The 18,318-nt window shown below is 62.5% G+C and carries 19 protein-coding genes; 6 read left to right on the top strand and 13 right to left on the bottom strand.

The window, feature by feature from the left end:
* Positions 1 to 67 precede the first annotated feature (67 nt).
* Both AC56QP_RS32995 and rpmG read left to right on the top strand, forming a co-directional pair.
* Positions 68 to 526: a YqfO family protein gene (locus tag AC56QP_RS32995; protein ID WP_489861735.1), complete on the top strand. Its 459-nt coding sequence runs from the start codon at positions 68 to 70 to the stop codon at positions 524 to 526.
* Between the two features lie 155 nt (positions 527 to 681).
* Positions 682 to 849, top strand: a complete 168-nt coding sequence (gene rpmG, locus AC56QP_RS32990) for a 50S ribosomal protein L33 (protein WP_006201775.1) — start codon at positions 682 to 684, stop codon at positions 847 to 849.
* Positions 850 to 946: 97 nt separating this feature from the next.
* On the opposite strand, the gene AC56QP_RS32985 is transcribed toward rpmG, so the two are convergent.
* The 9 genes from AC56QP_RS32985 to AC56QP_RS32945 form a co-directional block, all read right to left on the bottom strand.
* Positions 947 to 2,014, bottom strand: coding sequence for an ABC transporter ATP-binding protein (locus AC56QP_RS32985; protein ID WP_489861736.1), 1,068 nt, complete (start codon positions 2,012 to 2,014; stop codon positions 947 to 949).
* 4 nt (positions 2,015 to 2,018) lie between these two features.
* The gene (locus AC56QP_RS32980; protein ID WP_489861737.1) at positions 2,019 to 2,867 is read right to left on the bottom strand and encodes a carbohydrate ABC transporter permease; all 849 of its coding nucleotides are present in this window, start codon (positions 2,865 to 2,867) and stop codon (positions 2,019 to 2,021) included.
* Positions 2,867 to 3,790, bottom strand: a complete 924-nt coding sequence (locus AC56QP_RS32975; RefSeq protein ID WP_489861738.1) for a carbohydrate ABC transporter permease — start codon at positions 3,788 to 3,790, stop codon at positions 2,867 to 2,869. Before AC56QP_RS32975 ends, AC56QP_RS32980 begins: the two co-directional genes overlap by 1 nt.
* Before the next feature lie 181 nt (positions 3,791 to 3,971).
* The gene (locus tag AC56QP_RS32970; RefSeq protein ID WP_489861739.1) at positions 3,972 to 5,249 is read right to left on the bottom strand and encodes an ABC transporter substrate-binding protein; all 1,278 of its coding nucleotides are present in this window, start codon (positions 5,247 to 5,249) and stop codon (positions 3,972 to 3,974) included.
* A gap of 29 nt (positions 5,250 to 5,278) precedes the next feature.
* Positions 5,279 to 6,466, bottom strand: coding sequence for a PLP-dependent transferase (locus AC56QP_RS32965; protein ID WP_489861740.1), 1,188 nt, complete (start codon positions 6,464 to 6,466; stop codon positions 5,279 to 5,281).
* On the bottom strand, positions 6,463 to 7,197 hold the full coding sequence (locus AC56QP_RS32960) for a FadR/GntR family transcriptional regulator (RefSeq protein WP_489861741.1): 735 nt from the start codon (positions 7,195 to 7,197) through the stop codon (positions 6,463 to 6,465). The genes AC56QP_RS32965 and AC56QP_RS32960 overlap by 4 nt, the downstream gene beginning before the upstream one ends.
* Before the next feature lie 152 nt (positions 7,198 to 7,349).
* Complete coding sequence (locus AC56QP_RS32955) at positions 7,350 to 8,840, bottom strand: FAD-dependent monooxygenase (protein ID WP_489861742.1); 1,491 nt, start codon at positions 8,838 to 8,840, stop codon at positions 7,350 to 7,352.
* A 551-nt stretch (positions 8,841 to 9,391) separates the two neighbouring features.
* Positions 9,392 to 10,765: a PleD family two-component system response regulator gene (locus tag AC56QP_RS32950; RefSeq protein ID WP_489861743.1), complete on the bottom strand. Its 1,374-nt coding sequence runs from the start codon at positions 10,763 to 10,765 to the stop codon at positions 9,392 to 9,394.
* A gap of 33 nt (positions 10,766 to 10,798) precedes the next feature.
* On the bottom strand, positions 10,799 to 11,215 hold the full coding sequence (locus AC56QP_RS32945) for a response regulator (RefSeq protein WP_306280002.1): 417 nt from the start codon (positions 11,213 to 11,215) through the stop codon (positions 10,799 to 10,801).
* A 201-nt stretch (positions 11,216 to 11,416) separates the two neighbouring features.
* On the opposite strand from AC56QP_RS32945, the gene AC56QP_RS32940 reads away from it, so the two are divergent.
* Positions 11,417 to 11,716, top strand: a complete 300-nt coding sequence (locus AC56QP_RS32940) for a DUF3572 domain-containing protein (protein ID WP_269905412.1) — start codon at positions 11,417 to 11,419, stop codon at positions 11,714 to 11,716.
* Entirely contained in the window at positions 11,713 to 12,366 is a 654-nt protein-coding gene (locus AC56QP_RS32935) for a hypothetical protein (protein ID WP_489861744.1), read from the top strand. The genes AC56QP_RS32940 and AC56QP_RS32935 overlap by 4 nt, the downstream gene beginning before the upstream one ends.
* A gap of 10 nt (positions 12,367 to 12,376) precedes the next feature.
* On the opposite strand, the gene AC56QP_RS32930 is transcribed toward AC56QP_RS32935, so the two are convergent.
* Both AC56QP_RS32930 and AC56QP_RS32925 read right to left on the bottom strand, forming a co-directional pair.
* The gene (locus AC56QP_RS32930) at positions 12,377 to 13,876 is read right to left on the bottom strand and encodes a hypothetical protein (protein WP_489861745.1); all 1,500 of its coding nucleotides are present in this window, start codon (positions 13,874 to 13,876) and stop codon (positions 12,377 to 12,379) included.
* 85 nt (positions 13,877 to 13,961) lie between these two features.
* Entirely contained in the window at positions 13,962 to 14,537 is a 576-nt protein-coding gene (locus tag AC56QP_RS32925) for a GNAT family N-acetyltransferase (RefSeq protein WP_489861746.1), read from the bottom strand.
* A gap of 65 nt (positions 14,538 to 14,602) precedes the next feature.
* Here AC56QP_RS32925 and AC56QP_RS32920 point away from each other — a divergent pair, with 65 nt between their 5' ends.
* A complete protein-coding gene (locus AC56QP_RS32920) occupies positions 14,603 to 15,931 on the top strand; it encodes a DNA polymerase IV (RefSeq protein ID WP_489861747.1) in 1,329 nt (442 codons plus the stop codon).
* Between the two features lie 6 nt (positions 15,932 to 15,937).
* On the opposite strand, the gene AC56QP_RS32915 is transcribed toward AC56QP_RS32920, so the two are convergent.
* On the bottom strand, positions 15,938 to 16,444 hold the full coding sequence (locus AC56QP_RS32915; RefSeq protein WP_489861748.1) for a hypothetical protein: 507 nt from the start codon (positions 16,442 to 16,444) through the stop codon (positions 15,938 to 15,940).
* Between the two features lie 183 nt (positions 16,445 to 16,627).
* Here AC56QP_RS32915 and AC56QP_RS32910 point away from each other — a divergent pair, with 183 nt between their 5' ends.
* The gene (locus AC56QP_RS32910) at positions 16,628 to 17,509 is read left to right on the top strand and encodes a DMT family transporter (protein WP_489861749.1); all 882 of its coding nucleotides are present in this window, start codon (positions 16,628 to 16,630) and stop codon (positions 17,507 to 17,509) included.
* Positions 17,510 to 17,526: 17 nt separating this feature from the next.
* Here AC56QP_RS32910 and AC56QP_RS32905 read toward each other — a convergent pair whose 3' ends face one another.
* Positions 17,527 to 18,318, bottom strand: a complete 792-nt coding sequence (locus AC56QP_RS32905; RefSeq protein ID WP_489861750.1) for an ion channel — start codon at positions 18,316 to 18,318, stop codon at positions 17,527 to 17,529.

The following is an 18,318-nucleotide window of genomic DNA, read 5'->3' as shown; positions in this document are numbered from 1 at the left end:
ACAGAACCATGTCAGCAGCCCCCGGCTATAAAGTTGCCTCAAAACACCTGAAGTTGAGGACACTCCCATGATCGACAGCGGCTTTGAAACCACTTCGTTGCGAATGACACTGCTCCTGCTTGTGAGCTTCCAGGCGCCCGCCGCCGATGTCGACCGCATCATGGAAGCGGTGGTGGCGATAGCGCCGCTGGCCATGGGCAAGTATGACCGCAATGCCTATCAGTCGGCACATGGCATCGAGCGCTACAGACCGCTCGACGGCGCTGCCGCCGGTGCCGAAACCGAATTGCGGCGACGCCCTGGAACGGTGGAGGTTTCGTTCGAACTGCCCGATGACCAGGCGCTGGCCGCCCGCGTGGTCGAGGCGATTTTCCAGGCCCACTCCTACCAGGAACCGGTGATCCGCGTCCAGCCGATCCTTGCCAGCCGTTCCAAGGGACTGGACGACCGCGCCAATCCGAATCGCTGGTGGAACACGACCGGAGACTGGAAGAAGGTTGACGTGCCCGAGGCGGAAACCGCATGATTTGAGGCCGTTTGCCGGCCGCGGCGGGCCACATGAGCTCAGCCGGGCTTGACTTTCCGGGCGCGTTCTTTATGTGTCGCGCCAAGTTTCCCGCGTCCGGGTGTTTCCCCGTGCTCCAGCGGCCAAAACTCCACGAACATTAATGGACTGATATCATGGCCAAAGCCGCAAACATCAAGATCAAGCTTCTGTCGACCGCCGACACCGGTTTCTTCTACGTGACCAGCAAGAACAGCCGCACCAAGACCGACAAGCTGTCGTTCCGCAAGTACGACCCGGTCGCCAAGAAGCACGTCGAATTCAAGGAAACCAAGATCAAGTAACCTGGGTTTTCCCTTCGCTAACAAAAACGCCGCCCACTGGGCGGCGTTTTTTGTTTGCACCGTGGGCTGAAGTGCCCTCAGCCCCGGCTGAGTTCCCTCAGCCGATGCGATCGCCGCTTTTCGGATCGAACAGATGCAGCGACGCCGGATCGGCCGACAGCCGCACGATGTCGCCGGGCTTCACGCCGGCCCGGCCCATGGCGAAGACGCAAAGCATCTGGCCGGCCAACTTGACATAAAACTGCGTCGACAGGCCGAGCGGCTCCACCACCACCACCTCGCCTTGCAGCGCACCGTCATCCGCCAGTCGGATATGCTCGGGCCTCAGGCCGACGGTTATCGCGTCGCCATCCTTCAGCGTCAGGCCGTCCGGCAGCCGCAGTGTCTGGCCGTCGGCCAGCACCGCTTCTGACTTCCCGCCGTTGCGAACCGTCGCCGGCAGGAAATTCATGCCCGGTGAGCCGATGAAGCCGGCGACGAATATGTTGGCCGGCCGGTCATAGAGATCGAGCGGCGCACCGACCTGCTGGATCATCCCGTCATGCATGACAACGATCCGGTCGGCCATGGTCATCGCCTCGATCTGGTCGTGGGTGACATAGACCGATGTGGTTTTCAGTTGCTGGTGAAGCGCCTTGATCTCCGCGCGCATGTGGACGCGCAGCTTGGCGTCGAGGTTGGAAAGCGGCTCATCGAACAGGAAGACCTTGGGATCGCGCACGATGGCGCGGCCCATGGCGACACGCTGGCGCTGGCCGCCAGACAATTGCCGCGGCAGGCGTTGCAGGAAACTGTCCAGCCCGAGCCGTTTGGCGGCGCCATCCACCCGGGCGTCGATCGTGGTCTTCTCCGCCTTCTTCAGGAGCAGGCTGAAGCCCATGTTCTTCGACACATCCATATGCGGATAGAGCGCGTAGGACTGGAACACCATGGCTATGTCGCGGTCCTTCGGCGCGACGTCGTTGACCAGCCGCTCGCCGATGCGGATCTCTCCACCGGAAGCCTCTTCCAGCCCCGCGATCATGCGCAGCAAGGTCGACTTGCCGCAGCCGGAAGGGCCGACCAGAACGACGAACTCGCCATCGGCGATCTCAAGGTCGACCGCATGCAGGACGCGGACGGCGCCATAGTCCTTGCGGACTTTTTCGAGTGTGACAGAGGCCATCGATCTATCCTTTGACGGCGCCGGCGGTCAGGCCGGTGACGAGATAGCGTTGCAGGAAGGCGAAGAAGATGCAGACCGGGATCAGCGCCAGGATGGACGCCGCCATCATCTGCCCCCAGTCGACGGCGAACTTGCCGATGAAGGTGAGCAGGCCGACCGCAAAGGTCTTCTGATCGTCGCTGGAAATCAGCATCAGCGCGAACAAAAGCTCGCTCCAGGCGGCGGTGAAGACAAACCCCAGCGTCGCCCCCATGCCCGGCAGCGTCAGCGGCACGATCACCTTGCGCATCGCTTGTGCGCGCGTGCAGCCGTCGATCATCGCCGCCTCTTCCAGGTCCTTCGGAATGCCATCGAAGAAGGACTGCATCAGGAAAGTGGCGAAGGCGGTGTTGAAGGCAGTGTAGATGATGATCAGCCCTGTCAGGCTGTTGATCAAACCGATCTGCCCCATCACGCGATAGATCGGCGGAATGACCATCACCAGCGGAAAGGTCTGGGTCAAAAGCAGCATCAGCGCCAGCGCCGCCTTGCCGCGAAAGGTGAACCGCGACATGGCGTAGCCGGCCAGCGTGGCAACGACCGTCACCAGCGCCGCGGTCGATACCGAGACGATGACGCTGTTGAGGAAATAGCGCGGGAAATCGGTGGCCTCGAGCACCGTGACGAAGTTTTGCAACGTCATTTGCGACGGCCAGAAGGTGACGCCCTCGGAATAGAGAAGCCGCTCCGGCGTGACCGAGATCTTCAGCGTCCAGTAGATCGGAAACAGGGCGAAGATCACATAGGCAGCGACGGCGGCGTAGAGGCCGATGCCGCCAAAGAAGCGCTGCGAGGCTGAACGTCCTGCGATCATCAGACGTGCCTCACCAATGTGCGACGGATGCCGATCAGCGCAATCGCATAGGCAATCAGCAGGACAAGCAGCAGCACGGCCACCGCCGAGGCATAGCCCTTGTCCAGCGACTTGAAGGCGCTGACATAGATGTAGACCGGCACCGTGTTGGTCGCGCCGGCCGGTCCGCCCTCCGTCATGACGAAGATCAGGTCGGCGAAGGTGGCGATCCAGATGGTGCGCAGCATGACGGTGATGGCAATGGTCGGCGCCAGGAACGGCAGCGTGACCTTGGTGAAGCGCTGCCAGGGCGAAGCGCCGTCGATCGCCGCCGCCTCATGCAACTCGGATGGAATGGATTTCAGCGCCGCCAGAAGCGTGATGGCGAAGAAGGGAATGCCGAACCAGACATTGGCGATGATCGGCCCCCACATGGCGGTTGAAGGATCGGACAGAATGTTGGTCGGCTCGGCCTTCAGCCCCAGCGCGAAAAGCCAATGCGGCAGCGGTCCGATGATCGGATTGAACAGCCAGGCCCAGGTCAGGCCCGAAAGGAACGACGGCACCGCCCAGGGCAGGAATACCAGCGCCTGCACCACCTTGCGGCCCGGGAACGGCTTGTCGAGCAGCAGCGCCAGGCCGAGACCGAGGAAGAACTGGAAAAACAGGCTGGCCGCCGTCCACCACAAGGTGTTGACCAGCGCCTGCCCCAGCACCTGATCCGACAGCATCGCCTGATACTGTCCGAGCCCGACATATTCGGACTTGAAGGCCGAGAACTTGCGGAACGAATAACTGATGCCGATGACCAGTGGCACCAGAAGCACCACGATCAGCAGGATGATCGCCGGGCTGAGATAGAGCCATGGCTCGATAGCGGCGTGGGATAGCCGCTTGCGACGCGGCTTGCCGGCGGATCGTATTTCGGACACGGCATAAGTCATTGGCTGCGGATCGGCTCCAGGAAGCATCGGGATAGGCAACAAGCGTCCTTCTCCCCGTCCACGGGGAGAAGATGCCGGCAGGCAGATGAGGGGCGGCGCGAGCCTTGAAATGCTTGGCCTGCCCCCATCCAGCCCTATCGGGCCACCTTCTCCCCGTGAAACGGGGAGAAGGAAGAAGGCGTTATTTCTTGTTCTTCGCCAGCCAATCCTGCTGTTCCTTGGTCAGGAAGGCAGCCCATTGGTCGGCGACGTCCTTGGCCGTCTTCTGGCCAAGCAGCACTTCCTGGAAATTCTTGATCGCCACCTGGTCGACGAAATTGCCGAGGTTCTCCAGATGCGTCGGCGGGGTCACCATTTCATATTTGGAGGTGTCGCTCAGCTCCGTGAACCATCCCTTGAACTGCTCGGTCTTGAAATGGGCATCCTGGTCGGCGCCCTTGTGGATCGGGACGACGCCGACTTCCTTGGCCCATTCCAGATTGTCCTTCGGCGACAGCAGCGTCGCCATGAGCTTCCAGGCGTCATCCTTGTGCTGCGAATTGGCAAACATCGCCCAGCCGGCATAGCCCAGCGTCGGATAAGACTTGCCGCTCGGCCCGACCGGCATCGGCGCCACGGCAAAGTCGTCGGCACTCATCTTGTCGGCGATGCCGAGCAGAGCGTCGGGATCCTGGTTGAGCATGGCGCAGGTGCCGGAATAGAAGCCGGTGACGGTCTCGTTGAAGCCCCAGCTTACCGCATCCTTCGGCGCCAGTCCGTCCTTGTACATGTCGGCCAGCATCTGCAGGCCCTTGACCGAGCCCTCGTCGTTGATGGTCGAGGTGCCGTCCTCGTTGAAGTAGCCGCCCTTGCCGGCGGCGATGTTCATGAACATGTGCATGCCATTGAAGGCGCCCGGCCCACCGCGCAGGCAGTAGCCATATTTGCCCGGCAAGGCCGAGATCTTCTTGGAGTCGGCGATGAAATCGTCGAGCGTCGCCGGCGGGCCGTCGAGGCCGGCCTCCTTGAACAGCTTCTTGTTCCAGAACAGCGCGTTCACATAGTAGCCGTAAGGGATCATGTACTGGGTGTTGTTGACCGTCGAGCCGAACTGCTTGGCACGGTCGCCGAGTGTCTTGGCATCGTCCCATTTGGCCATGTAGGGCCCAAGATCCTCGAGCTGGGCATTGTTGGCATAGAGGCCCATCCAACGTTCCGGCATCTCGACCACGTCGGGCGTATCGCCGGCCTGCACCATGGTCAGGAATTTCTCAAAGGCTTGGCCCCAGGGCAGCGAGATCAGCTCGACCTTGACGCCGGGATTAGCCGCCTCGAACTCAGCGATCTGCTTTTTGAGGAATTCGGTGCGCGGCGGGCTGGTGATGACTTCGACCATCTTGAGGGTCGAATCGGCCAGCGCGCTCCCGGCGGAAATCGCCAGCCCCGCAACGGTGGCAAGCATGACGGTCAGTTTTTTCATATTCAAGACTCCCATTTTGAACCCGCTTGTTATTTTCTGGCTTTTTCGAAGGCTTGGGCGACATCCGCCCAGAGGTCTTCGACACTTTCCAATCCGACATTGAAGCGGATGGTTCGGGGGCTGACGCCGAAGCGCGCCATCGAATTCAGTCCCGGCGTCTGCTCCAGCGACGCCTTGGCCGGCACGACCAGGCTTTCATGCCCGCCCCAGCTGACGCCGATGCGAAAATATTTCAGCGCGTCGACGAAGACGGGGATGTCGATGTCGTCCGTCACCTCGAAGGAGAACAGTCCGGCATAGCCGGCCAGCGTCGCCTTGCCCGGGTGGTTCGAATAGACGGGATGATTGACCCGCTCGACATTGGCATGCGCCTTCAGCCGCTCGGCGATGATCAGGCCGCTCTTCATGTGGTGTGGCAGGCGCAGCGGCAGCGTGCGCAGACCACGCAAGAGCAGCCAGGCTTCGAACGGCGACAGCTTGCCGCCGAGATAGGAATAGGTCTGCTCGTTGATCTGCTTGATATGCGCGGCCGAACCCGCCACCACACCGGCGACGGTGTCGCTGTGGCCGCCGAGATATTTCGAGGCCGAGTGCAGCACCAGGTCGACGCCATGCATGATCGGCTTCTGGAACACCGGCGTCGCCCACGAATTGTCGATCGTGGTGACGATGCCATGCTCCTTGGCCAGCCGGGTCAGATGCGGCAAGTCCTGCAGCTCGAACATCATCGAGGTCGGACTTTCCAGATAGAGCAGCTTGGCGCCGGGAAGTGCCGCCGCGACCGCATCCGGATCGGAACCGTCGACATAGTCGACCTTGATGTTGAGCCTCGGCAGGAGCCGCTCGAACAGCCGGTAGGCATCGCCGTAGCAGTTGCGCACCGCCACGATGCGCTCGCCCGCCCCGACAAAGGCGAGCACCGTGGCGCTGATCGCCGCCATGCCGCTGGAGAAGCCGCGCGCGGCGTCAGCGCCCTCGAGTGCTGCCACCCGCGCCTCGAACTCCATCACCGTTGGATTGTCGCCACGCGAATAGATCGGCTGCCTGCGCTTGCCGGCAAAAGTGTCGGCCATCTCGGCATAGTTGGCGAAGGTGAACAGCGAGGTCTGGTAGATCGGCGGCACCACCGCGCCGCCAGGGAACGGCTCGTCATGCGCCAGCAGCGTTGCCGCCTCGGCGAGATAGTCGTGATCGAAACCCGATGGATGCTCGTTCATGTCTGGCTCGAAAGTTTGAGTTTGGCGGCACCGCGCTTGAGATCGTCCTCGACGGTGGCGATCAGCTTTAGTGCCTCGGCGCGGGCGCCTTGCGGATTGCGCGCGGCGATGCATTCGTAGATGGTGCGATGATAGGGAAAGCTGGCGTGGCCGAAGTCGCGCACGCCGAGCGGATGCTCCCAGAAACGATGGAACAGCTCGTGCATGGCGGCGATAATCTGTTCGAACAGCGGATTGCCGGAGACCCGGTAGATCGCCTGGTGGAATTCCCAGTCTTCTTCCGCCGACATGCCATCGCGCGTGCGGAACGCCTGCTCCATGATGTCGAGCTTGCGCTTGATCTCGGCAATGTCGGCCGGGCTCGCCCGCTCGGCGCACAGTGCCGCTGCCTCCGCTTCCAGGGCGCGGCGGATTTCAAGCGTCTGCATCAGGCTGGTGAAATCGTTGCCGCCCGACAGCGTCAGCGGCATGTGCAGCATGTCGGGTGACACAGCCGCCTTGAGATAGGTGCCGCTGCCTTGCCGGCGCTCGACGAGACCGAGCCCTTCCCAGCGTGTCAGCGCCTCGCGCACCGTGTTGCGGCTGACCTTCAGCCGCTCGGCAAGGATACGCTCGGTCGGAAGCTTTTCGCCGGGCCGCAAGGCCTCGGCGCCGACAAAGCCCACCAACGCCTTCAGCACGGCGTCATCACGCGCCGTCGTCTGAATGGGTGGCAGGCTGTTCTGGTCCACAAATCCTCCAAGTGGTCCAATGGTCCAACCAATTTCTGCACAGATGGAAACTCCTGTCAACCGGTTGTCAGGAGGCCGCCCGCCTTCAGGGTGCCGAAGGTTACGAGGCAATGCATTCCAGGAGGGGGCGCGAGCCCGCTTCGATCACCTCGCTAATTCGCGGCCGGCGGCCCGAACCAAGTCGTCAGCGTCTCAGCCAGCCCCTGTTGGGTTCCAACCCCGACCCAGGCCACATATCCATCGGGCCGGATCAATACGGCCTCGGGCGCGGCGACGGTCCCGAGGACCGGAAGCTCCCAGGTACCGGCATATCCCGCGTCGATCCGCCGGACCCGGTCCGCCCAAGGCGCACTGTCCAGTCTGCCCGGTTCACCGAGGTTGAGGAGCACCGGTCGGGCATTGTGCAGCAGGCCGAACAGCCGCAACGGGCCATTGGTGGTGACCAGATCGAGGTCGGGCATTCGCCGCCCAAGGAGTGGGTGCCCCTCCCCCAGGTTGTAGTGGACACCCAGGCCGGACAGCTCCGCGGCGATTCGCTTGCGGGGCTCGTCCATGCCGAGCAATTCGCCAACGGTATCGGCCAAGGCCTTGGTGCGGTCATCCATACGGCGAAGAGCAACCTGCGCCATTGTGTTGCGCAATGCCCGGGCGGCGACCGGATGGCGCTCGGCGTGGTAGCTGTCGAGCAGGCCTTCCGGTGCTGTACGGCTGACCACTTGGGCCAGTTTCCATCCCAGGTTCACCGCGTCCTGCACGCCGATGTTGAGACCCTGTCCGCCCATCGGCGGATGGACGTGCGCGGCGTCGCCGGCCAGCAGTACGCGTCCGTCGCGGTAGGCGGCGGCCTGACGCGTCATATCGGTAAACCGAGAGATCCATATGGGACTGTGCACCCCGTAGTCAGTGCCATAGACGGCTGTGAGCGCCTCGCTGAGATCGAGCAGGGTTGGTTCACCGCCAGTGCTCAGCTGCCGTTCGGTCAGCACGACACGCACTGGCCCGCCCTCCTCCGTCTTGCCCATGGCATGGATACCGTAGGCGTCGTTGCGAAAGCCCGATGCCGGCTCCTCCGACATCTCGACCTCCGCGATCATCCAGCTCACCGTCGGATCCCACCCGGCGAAATCGATGCCAGCTGTCTTGCGAATGACGCTGCGTCCTCCGTCGCAGCCTACGAGATACTCCGCCCTCAACCTTTGGCCCTCGGACAGCTCGACGTCGACGCCGCTATGGTCTTGCGCGAAACCCGTGACCTCCTGTCCGCGATAGATCGGCACTCCCAGCTCACCGACCCAGTCGGCCAGGATGCGCTCGATGTGGTTCTGCCACAGCCCGAGCACATAGTTGTGCCGGGTGGGAAAGTCGCTGATGTCCAACCGGATCATGTTGAAGCCCACGGACTGTGACCGCCGTCCCTGCAAGAGAAACCGGTCGGCGATTCCGCGCTGATCGAGCACCTCGATCGTGCGGGCGTGCAGCCCACCGGCGCGCGAGCCGACGAGTTCCTGGTTATGGCGCCGCTCGACAATGGCGACGTCGACGCCCGCCAACGCAAGCTCGCCCGCCAGCATCAACCCTGTCGGACCGCCCCCGGCGATCACCACCGCATGACGCGATCCATCTGTCGGCACCATCGCACGCATTCTCGTCACTCCCGTTTCCTTGCCATGGGCCGCGGTTTTACGGGAGGAACCAGGTCTTGAAGCAAGTCCCTTGTGCGCCATATCTATGAAGTGGAGAGACCGAGGCTCTCCCCGGATCAGAACTACAGCCCAAAACCACAGCGTTGCGAAGCGGCAGCACGTGCGGCCGGGGCCGTCACATCCAGGAAGCGTTATTCAGATTTCACATCTGAAAAAGCCCCGGTGCTTCCGTGGCTTGGCGCAAAATCCTGATGTCATGTTGAAAAAAGGGGGCCGGTCGGCGTTTGGCAGCGGTACGAGGAGGCCACTATGTGCCAGCGCCGGCCGGCCGACCCCACGGACCCAGGAGATGCGGCGGACCTGAGCATCATGGGGTATTCTTGGGATCGAGCCGGCTGCCTACCCTCGTGCCGGCCTCGCTTTCGTCTAGGCCAGCACAGTTGCGCAAGAGCTTATGAAAATCAACAGTTTCTTAACCAAGGCTCGCGAATCGCTTGGATTAAGGTAAATGGGTAACCCTGTCGGGTTGACTGGATAATCGGGGCTGGCCGTCACGCCGCCTTGGCGACGACGCGGTTGCGGCCGCCGCTTTTGGCTTCGTAGAGTGCAAGGTCGGCGCGCTTCATCAGCGCCGCCACCGTATCCACCCCCTTCAGCACGGACGACACGCCGACGCTGACGGTAACTTCGATCGTCTTGCCATCCGAACCGATCGCAAAAGGCGCCTGGGCGATTTCGGCGCGTATGCGCTCGGCGACCTTCTCGGCCACCACACCCTCGGTGTCCGGCATCACCACGACGAACTCCTCGCCGCCGAAACGGCAGGCAAGGTCGATGCCGCGGACATTCTTGCGCAGCCGGCGCGCGAATTCCCGCAACACCTCGTCGCCACCATCATGGCCGTACGTGTCGTTGATCGCCTTGAAGCGGTCGAGGTCGGTGATCATCACCGACAGCGGTCGGCGCCGCGCCACGGCGCGGTCGAACAGCGTCTGCAGATGGCTGTCGAGGTAACGACGGTTGTGCAGCCCGGTCAGGCCGTCGGTTACCGCCATTTCGATGGTCTGGGTGACGCTGGCGCGCAACTGGTCGTTGTAGCGTTTGCGGCGCACCTGGGTGCGCAGCCGCGCCGTCAGCTCCTGCTGGTCGATCGGCCGCATCAGATAGTCGTTGATGCCGAGTTCGAGGCCACGGATGATGCGCTCCTCCTCGCCCTCCTCCGCCAGCAGGATGATCGGCATGAAGCGGGTGCGGTCGAGCGAGCGCAACTGCGAGCAAAGCCTGAGCGGGTCAAAATCGGCAAAGGCGGTCGAGATCATCACGCATTCATAGGGGGTCTCGGCGGCCTGGAAGAAGCCGGCATGCGGATCGCTGGCGATGTCGAGATCCGCGCGGTCGCGCAGCATCTTCTGGATGCGCTCGACGGATGATTGGCGTTCGTCGATCAAAAGCACTTTCGGCGTGGTGTCTTCCGACGCGAAATTGCGGCTCAGCAGCTCTTCGATGCCGATGTTGCGCGTGGTCGAGGCGCGCAGCCGCAACTCGTCGGTCAGCGACTTCAGCCGGACCAGGCTCTTGACGCGCGTCATCAGTTGCAGGTCATTGACCGGCTTGGTCAGGAAGTCGTCGGCGCCGGCCTCGAGCCCGCGCACGCGGTCGGAGACCTGGTCGAGCGCGGTGATCATCACCACCGGAATGTGCGACGTCGCCGGATCGCTCTTCAGCCGCCGGCAGACCTCGAACCCGTCCATGTCGGGCATCATCACGTCGAGCAGCACGACGTCGACCTTGCCGTTCTCGCAGGTCTCGATCGCATCCGGCCCGTTGGTGGCGGTCAGCACTTCGAAATATTCGGCCAGCAGCCGGACTTCCAGCAGCCTCACATTGGCAGGGATGTCGTCGACGACGAGGATCCGCGCAGTCATTTCACAAGGCTCCGGCTCGGCTGAAAGGGCACATCAGGCATCGCCCAGATAGGATTTGATGGTCTCGATGAAACGCGGCACCGAGATCGGCTTGGAAATATAGGCCTCGCAGCCACCCTGGCGGATACGTTCCTCGTCGCCCTTCATCGCGAAGGCGGTCACCGCGATGACCGGGATGACGTGCAGCTCGTCGTCCTCTTTCAGCCATTTGGTCACCTCCAGTCCCGACACTTCGGGCAGCTGGATATCCATCAGGATGAGATCCGGCCGGTGCTGACGCGCCAGATCGAGCGCTTCCAGACCGTTGCGGGTGCGCACGGTCTCGTAACCGCTTGCTTCGATGAGGTCCCGAAAGAGCTTCATATTGAGCTCATTGTCCTCGACGATCATCACCTTCTTAGGCATCGATATCCCGTCCCGGCCGTCCTTCCGCTCGAAGGTGGCCGTCATGCGCCCTGTCTCGGAACGCACCAAACCCTGGTTCACTTTACGGCAATATGATTGACGAAACGGAAATCTGCGGCTGACAAACAGCGCGAATTCCACCTCGCCCCCTGCGCATCCAAAGGACGCGCCGCGCCGTAATGGCTTGCCGCAAGCCACTCTTGCCATTACTGCGGGAGAGACTCATTCCACACACCGAAGGTAGTGATGGCAAACGCAGCGTCAATGCGCGAAGAAGCGGAAAACATTGCCGTGAAGGCCTTGGGCTTTGTCGCCTCCGATCCGGAGCTGTTGCCACGGTTTCTGGCGATCACCGGCATAGAGGCGCATTCGATCCGCAAGGCCGCCAGCGAGCCGGGATTCCTGGCCGGCGTTCTGCAGTTCATTCTCGCCCACGAGCCGACCCTGATGCGCTTTGCCGAGGAAACCGGCACGCCGCCCGCTGCCGTCGGCAAGGCTCTGCGCGCATTGCCGCTGGGCGACGACAACCACGAGCATTCCATATGAGCGATGATCCCGAAACCGCGCGACAGATCGAGGAACTGGCTGCCGACGATCGGCCGCTGCTGGTGCTCGACGTCGATGACGTCGTGCTTGAATTCATCCGCCCGTTCCCGCATTTCCTCAAATCGCGCGGCTTTGGCCTGACTCTGGCCTCGTTCCGGCTGACCGGCAATATCGCCGAAACGGAAAGTGGCCGGCTGATCGAACAGGCGGAGGTAACCGCGCTTCTCGGCGAATTCTTCGATGCACAGGCCGACTGGCAAAGCATGACCGACGGCGCCGCGGACGCACTGGCAGGTCTGGGCGACCGGGCCGAGATCATCTTGCTGACCGCCATGCCACACAGGCATCGCTCCACCCGCCGCGCCCACCTGGATGCGCTCGGCCTGAACTATCCGCTCCTGACCACCGAGATGGCCAAGGGCCCGGCGCTGGCCAAGCTGCGCGGTGCCAAGGGCCGGCGCATAGCCTTCGTCGACGACCAGCCGCACAATCTCCTGTCGGCGCGTGGCTCGGTTGCGGACGCGCACCTGTTCCATCTGATGGCCGACAATTCGCTGCGCGCGTTCCTGCCGCCGGTGCCGGACGACATCGTCGTCGTCCAGGACTGGCGCGAAGCCGCGCCGAAGATCGCCAGCGCGCTGGGGCTCTAAATTCCAGCCATCAAGGACTCAGTTTCGCCCCCGCCCCGCCGTTGTCGTCTCCACTGTCGTCGCCGCCGCTGTTGTCCGCGGGCGGATCGGCTGGCTTCAGCATAGCGCCGTTGACCGTGACGGAGCCGTCAGCCTTGGCGTTAATGACCCATTCTATCCGGCCGTCCGACAGCGTCTTGGCAAATCCTTTGGCGGCTAATGCGAAGGGGAAATATTGTGCCGCTTCCGGTTCGGTTTTGGCCGCCGTCTGCAGGGCCGCCACGATCTTGTCAAAGCCGGCAACGTCGATGGTCATGGTTGTGTCGGGCTTCTGGCCGGGGAAGGTAATCTCACCTTCCATCGCGACTTCCATGTCCCTGTTCTTCAAGACGCTGTGGCCGATGACGACCTTCGGAGCCTTGGCCATGAAGTCGGCTTTAAGCTGGTCGCCGAAATCAGGCGACAGCGCCGGATGCTGATTGAGATCAAAGGCTTCGATCGCCTTCTTTGCCATGCTGTCGAGATCGATGTTGGCGCCGCCGAAGTTCAAGTCCATATCGGTGGGGAGCAGCGTAGCGGTCCAGCCAGGAAATATCTGGGGGAAGGTCAAGCCGGAGGCCTTGATCGCATAGTCGAGCTTACCGTTCTGCTCGATGCCATCAGCCCCGAATGCGGTGCTCAATTGCGTCGCGCCGAAATCGCCGGCGTATGTTTCAATGGCCAACTTCTTGAATGTGTAGGTTCCATCTATTCGTTCCCACAGCGGTAGCGCAGCGAGCAGAAGCGCTTTGAGCTCCGCTTGATCGGCTTTCACGCGGTCTTCGTCTTCATGGGCCACGGCGAATGCCAAGAGATCCAGAAACGGCTTTGTCCGAATGGCTTTGGCGGTCACATCCACGGCAAGATCCGACGCCTTTATCGCTCCAACAGCCCGGTCGTCGATCTTGACCGTCTCGCCGAAGTCGGCCACCGCCTGTGTCAAGTTGAGGTCGACGCCGCCTTTCGCCGACTCGCGTGCGCTGAATTTGGACGAGCCTGAGCCCACGCTAAAATCCGTTACTTGCCTGGGCATGCGCGACGTCATCGTCATGCCCGCCATTGAGCTGGCGCCGCTGGTAAATGCCGCCAGCTTGGGGTCATAGACGCCAGTGAACTTGCCATCCTTGATAGCGATCTGCGCGCTTGCCTGGCCGTCCGGATTACTCACCTCGAAGGAACCGCTGGTCGAAAAATCCGAGGAGACGTCCCAACTGCCGTCGCCACGCGGTTTGACCACCAGCGTGTAAGGCGGGAAATCGAACTTCGGCAGATCCTGCTTCGGTAACCCCGCTGCAATCGCCTTCAAATCGAAGGTGATCTCGTAGGCATCGCCTACGACCGAAATCTTCAAAATGCCCTCGTTGAGCACCAGTTTGCCGACATAGCGGGACAGGTCATCGGACAATTGCTTGGCACCCTGGCTGTCAACAGTCTGACCCCAGGCAGGCGCGCTGACGGCAAGAACCACAACAAATGGAAAAACACACTTCACTTCGACTCTCCCCCTTTATCCCGAATAGGCAAAATTGCTTCTCTGGTAGAAAAATACTGTTGCAATCGCAAGACGAGGTTCTCTCTTACAGCACCAGCCGCATCAAGGGCCGGCCTGCCTTGCGTTCCACAAGCCTCTCGAACCCGGCCTTCTCGAAGACCCGTGACGAGCCGACGAACAGCCCTATCGAGCGCGAATCCCGGGACAGGTCTATCGGGCAAGCCTCGACCAGCCGCGCGCCATTCTCGCGGGCGAAGTCGATGCCGCCTTCGACGAGGCGGTGCGTGATACCCCTGCCGCGCGCCCTGGTTCGGATGAAGAAGCAGGAGATCGCCCAGACGGCCGGATCCGTGGCGTCGGCAGGATCGAGCGGCGCCGACCCCCTGCCCTGATTGTTCCATTCGGGCACGTCGGCACGTGGTCCGATCTGCATCCAGCCGACCGCCTTGCCATCCTCGAATGCCAGCAGGCCAGGCGGTGGGCCGGCTTCGATGCGCGCCTTGATGTGGTCCTTGTTGCGCTCGCGGCTGCTCTCACGGCGCACCGCCGGCGCCAGCCGGAAATGCGTGCACCAACAGCCATAGCAGGCACCCTGCTTGCCGAAGAGGTCCTCGAAATCCGCCCAAAGTTCGGGCGCCAGCGGCGCTATGGTCGTGCTCATGCGTTCTCCCCAGGCCAGCCTTGTCGCTGGCCTTGCACTGTCGTACCATTGCTTCTGTTCTCTTTATGTTCGCAGCGATGGCGGCCCCTGTCAACAATCCCGATCACGGTTTTTGCCGCGACTGCCTGACTTTTCAGCGCGGCGGCGTCAGGCGCTGCGAGCGCTGCGGCAGCCCCAGGCTGGCGCGCCATCCGGAGCTCTACCGGCTACATCTCGCTCACATCGACTGCGATGCTTTCTACGCGGCGATCGAAAAGCGCGATAACCCGGCGCTGAAGGACAAGCCGCTGATCATCGGCGGCGGCAAGCGTGGTGTCGTCTCCACCGCTTGCTACATCGCCCGCATCCAGGGCGTCCGCTCGGCAATGCCGATGTTCAAGGCGCTCGAAGCCTGTCCCGAGGCGGTCGTGATCAGCCCGAACATGGAAAAATACGTGCGCGTCGGCCGCGAGGTGCGCGCCATGATGCAAGCGCTGACGCCGCTGGTCGAGCCGCTGTCGATCGATGAGGCGTTTCTCGACCTCGCCGGCACCGAACGGCTGCACGGACTGCCGCCGGCGGTGGTGCTGGCGCGGTTCGCGCTGGCTGTCGAGAAGGAGATCGGCATCACCGTTTCGGCCGGCCTGTCCTATTGCAAGTTCCTCGCCAAGATAGCGTCGGACTTCCGCAAGCCGCGCGGCTTCTCGATCATCGGCGAGGCAGAGGCGGTCGGCTTCCTGGCAACGCAGCCGGTGACCATGATCTGGGGGGTCGGCAAGGCGTTCAACGCCACGCTGGAGCGTGACGGTATCCGCACCATCGGCCAGTTGCAGCAGATGGATCGTGCCGACCTGATGCGCCGCTACGGCACGATGGGCGACCGGCTCTATCGCCTTTCGCGTGGCGAGGACGTCCGCCGCGTCGATCCCGACCAGGACGCCAAGAGCGTATCGGCCGAAACCACCTTCGACACCGACATCGCTTCATTGGATGAGCTTGTCGCTGTGCTGAGGGGGCTTTCGGAGAAAGTCTCGGCGCGGCTGAAGAAATCCGGCATTGCCGGGCGCACCGTGGTGCTGAAGCTGAAGACCCAGGATTTCAAGCTGCGCACACGCAACCGCCAGCTTGGCGACCCGACCCGGCTTGCCGACCGCATCTTTCAGACCGGGGTGGAGCTTCTGCGCAAGGAAACGGATGGCACGAGATTTCGGCTGCTCGGCATCGGCGTCAGCGACCTCTCCGACGACGACAAGGCCGATCCGCCCGACCTGGTCGACGTCCAGGCGCGCAAACGCGCCATGGCCGAAGGCGCCATCGATGCCTTGCGCGACAAGTTCGGCCGCAAGGCGGTGGAAACCGGCTATACGTTCGGCAAGGGCCGCGACGCCCATCCGCCGGAGCCACTTGAGGAGTGAACCTCGTCAGGTGCGCTGCAGGTCTATCCGGCTCGTCACGACGCTCTTGCCGGTTTTCGGGTCGGTGTCGGTTACCGTCAGCCGGATGCCGTTCTCGCCTCGCTTCTCGACCGTCATCCTTGCCTTGCGATCACCATTGACCTCCTTGGCCCAGCGGATGCCGAGATTGATCGCATTGCCCGAGCGGCTACCGTTCAGTTGTGCCGGCCCGGTACGAGACCCGACATAGACGCCGCTGTATTTCGCATCGGTGATCTTCAAATTGGCGCTGATGGCCCGCGTCAACACGACGAGACCCCGGCAACTGCCATCCAGCGAGAGCGAGGTTGAGGTCGCGTTCGACTTGAAGCTGCATGTGACACCAACGTTCGGCACGTCGGTGGTCACCTGGACTGTGCCCTCGCCGGCGAAACTGCCCTTGAACGACTGGAGAAATTTGGCCTCATCGGCATGAGCCGCGCCTGCGGCAACCAGCAGGCAGCCCGCAAGCGCGAATTGCGCGAATGGTCTCATGGAAAACTCTCAAAACTCTCCTTGTCGGAATTGTTCCGCGAAGCACTGGCGAATATCGGGACTCAACGCCCTTTGCCGTATCGGGTTCCGTCAGCGACATGACTGTTTCGCAACGCTGGCTGGCCCAGAAGAATGCAACGGCTAGCGATTGCGGCAAGAGCTCCGGCCTGCGACATAGCGGGCATGGCACCCACCCCCTCCATCCCCAAGGCCGCGTTCTGGATGGCGCTGTCGATCGCCTCGTTCCTGGCGATGTCGGTCGCCGGCCGCGCCACGACAGCCGAGCTCAACGTCTTCCAGGTGCTGGAACTGCGCTCGGTGATCGGCTTTTTCATCCTTCTGCCGCTGGTGATGATGAGCGGCGGCTTTGCGGCAATGCGCACGCAACGCCCCGTCGCCCATATTGCCCGCAACGTCATCCACTATACCGGCCAGGCGGCCTGGCTTTACGCCCTGACGCTGATCCCGCTGGCCGTGCTGATCTCGATCGAGTTCACAACGCCGATCTGGACGGCCCTCCTGGCGGTCAGCTTCCTTGGTGAAAGGCTCTCTCGCCCAAAGCTTGCGGCGATCGTACTGGGGCTGATCGGCGTGGTGATCATCGTTCGCCCCGGTGTCGGTTCGGTCGATCCGGGACATCTCGTCGTGCTCGGCGCCGCGGTCTGCTTCGGCATCTCGGTGGTCATGGTCAAATCGCTGACGCGGACGGACAGCGTCGTGCGCATCATCTTCTGGATGCTGATCATCCAGTCGGTGGTCGGCCTCGTGCCGGCGCTGTATGCGTGGCGCGACCCGCCGCTGGAGCTGTGGCCATGGATCCTGCTGATCGCCTTCAGCGGCATGTCCTCGCATTTCTGCATGGCCCGCGCGCTTGGCTATGCCGACGCCACCGTCATTTCGCCGATGGATTTCCTGCGCGTGCCGCTGTCGGCGCTGATCGGCTGGCTCCTCTATCAGGAACGGATCGACGCCTTCACCGCCGCCGGCGCATTGCTGATCCTGATGGGCAACCTGCTCAATCTGCAGCGGAAATCCACAAAACCAGCCGAAATAGCGGCATCCTAGACCAGAGCCGCCGTCGGTCAGCTTCCGTCGTCGGGTATGTTGAGAACATGCCCGCAGGCCTTGCAGTGCACGGCGTCCGGCTCGTGCCGTTGCAACCCGCACTGCGGACAGGGAAAGAACACCTTGGCCGGACGGAAGATCGCCTGCGCCAGCCTGACGAACAGCGATATGCCGATGATCATGGTGACGATCGCGGTCAGCTTGCCGGCCATGCCCGGCAGCACGATGTCGCCAAAGCCGGTCGTCGTCACCGTGGCGACCGTGAAATAGAGCGCGTCGATATAGTTTTCGAGGCCGGCGCCGGCGCGGAAGAAGAAGGTGTAAACGAAGCCGGTGATGACGAACAGGAAGGTCAACAGGTTGATGACCGCGTGACTTGCCTCGCGCCAGGGTCTCAGGCCGCGCATCTCGAAATGCCGCCAAAGCGAACCGCTGCGCGACAGCGACCACAGCCGCAGGATGCGCAGAAAGCCGAGATTGGCGAGAGCCGTCGGCATCAGCAGGGTCAGGAGAATGAAGACATCGACCCATGACGTCGGCTGTTTCATCAGCCGCAGCATGTCGTTGGAGGCAAGCAGCCTGGCAATCATGTCGGCGGCGACGAGGGCGGCGACCGCATAGTCAAACCAGAGAAACGAGGTGGATTGCTGGATGACGGGCGTCGCGATGAAGAAAGCGATGATGGCAACATCGATGATGATGGCCACCAGCTGGAACCGAAAAGCGCCGGGCGTACGCCCGTGATAGAGCTTGCGTAGCGTGTCGCGCAGGCGCGCCGTCACTGATCCATCCCTGTCGGTCGTCTTCAT

Source organism: Mesorhizobium sp. RCAM 05104, assembly GCF_059683645.1.
This window is presented reverse-complemented; position numbering and strand designations above follow the sequence as displayed.

Excerpts from the sequence above, each read along its gene's own strand:
- AC56QP_RS32995 (WP_489861735.1), top strand. The coding sequence starts at position 68 with ATGATCGACAGCGGCTTTGAAACCACTTCGTTGCGAATGACACTGCTC.
- rpmG (WP_006201775.1), top strand. The coding sequence starts at position 682 with ATGGCCAAAGCCGCAAACATCAAGATCAAGCTTCTGTCGACCGCCGAC.
- AC56QP_RS32985 (WP_489861736.1), bottom strand. The coding sequence starts at position 2,014 with ATGGCCTCTGTCACACTCGAAAAAGTCCGCAAGGACTATGGCGCCGTC.
- AC56QP_RS32980 (WP_489861737.1), bottom strand. The coding sequence starts at position 2,867 with ATGATCGCAGGACGTTCAGCCTCGCAGCGCTTCTTTGGCGGCATCGGC.
- AC56QP_RS32975 (WP_489861738.1), bottom strand. The coding sequence starts at position 3,790 with ATGACTTATGCCGTGTCCGAAATACGATCCGCCGGCAAGCCGCGTCGC.
- AC56QP_RS32970 (WP_489861739.1), bottom strand. The coding sequence starts at position 5,249 with ATGAAAAAACTGACCGTCATGCTTGCCACCGTTGCGGGGCTGGCGATT.
- AC56QP_RS32965 (WP_489861740.1), bottom strand. The coding sequence starts at position 6,466 with ATGAACGAGCATCCATCGGGTTTCGATCACGACTATCTCGCCGAGGCG.
- AC56QP_RS32955 (WP_489861742.1), bottom strand. The coding sequence starts at position 8,840 with ATGCGTGCGATGGTGCCGACAGATGGATCGCGTCATGCGGTGGTGATC.
- AC56QP_RS32950 (WP_489861743.1), bottom strand. The coding sequence starts at position 10,765 with ATGACTGCGCGGATCCTCGTCGTCGACGACATCCCTGCCAATGTGAGG.
- AC56QP_RS32945 (WP_306280002.1), bottom strand. The coding sequence starts at position 11,215 with ATGACGGCCACCTTCGAGCGGAAGGACGGCCGGGACGGGATATCGATG.
- AC56QP_RS32940 (WP_269905412.1), top strand. The coding sequence starts at position 11,417 with ATGGCAAACGCAGCGTCAATGCGCGAAGAAGCGGAAAACATTGCCGTG.
- AC56QP_RS32935 (WP_489861744.1), top strand. The coding sequence starts at position 11,713 with ATGAGCGATGATCCCGAAACCGCGCGACAGATCGAGGAACTGGCTGCC.
- AC56QP_RS32925 (WP_489861746.1), bottom strand. The coding sequence starts at position 14,537 with ATGAGCACGACCATAGCGCCGCTGGCGCCCGAACTTTGGGCGGATTTC.
- AC56QP_RS32920 (WP_489861747.1), top strand. The coding sequence starts at position 14,603 with ATGTTCGCAGCGATGGCGGCCCCTGTCAACAATCCCGATCACGGTTTT.
- AC56QP_RS32915 (WP_489861748.1), bottom strand. The coding sequence starts at position 16,444 with ATGAGACCATTCGCGCAATTCGCGCTTGCGGGCTGCCTGCTGGTTGCC.
- AC56QP_RS32910 (WP_489861749.1), top strand. The coding sequence starts at position 16,628 with ATGGCACCCACCCCCTCCATCCCCAAGGCCGCGTTCTGGATGGCGCTG.
- AC56QP_RS32905 (WP_489861750.1), bottom strand. The coding sequence starts at position 18,318 with ATGAAGACGACCGACAGGGATGGATCAGTGACGGCGCGCCTGCGCGAC.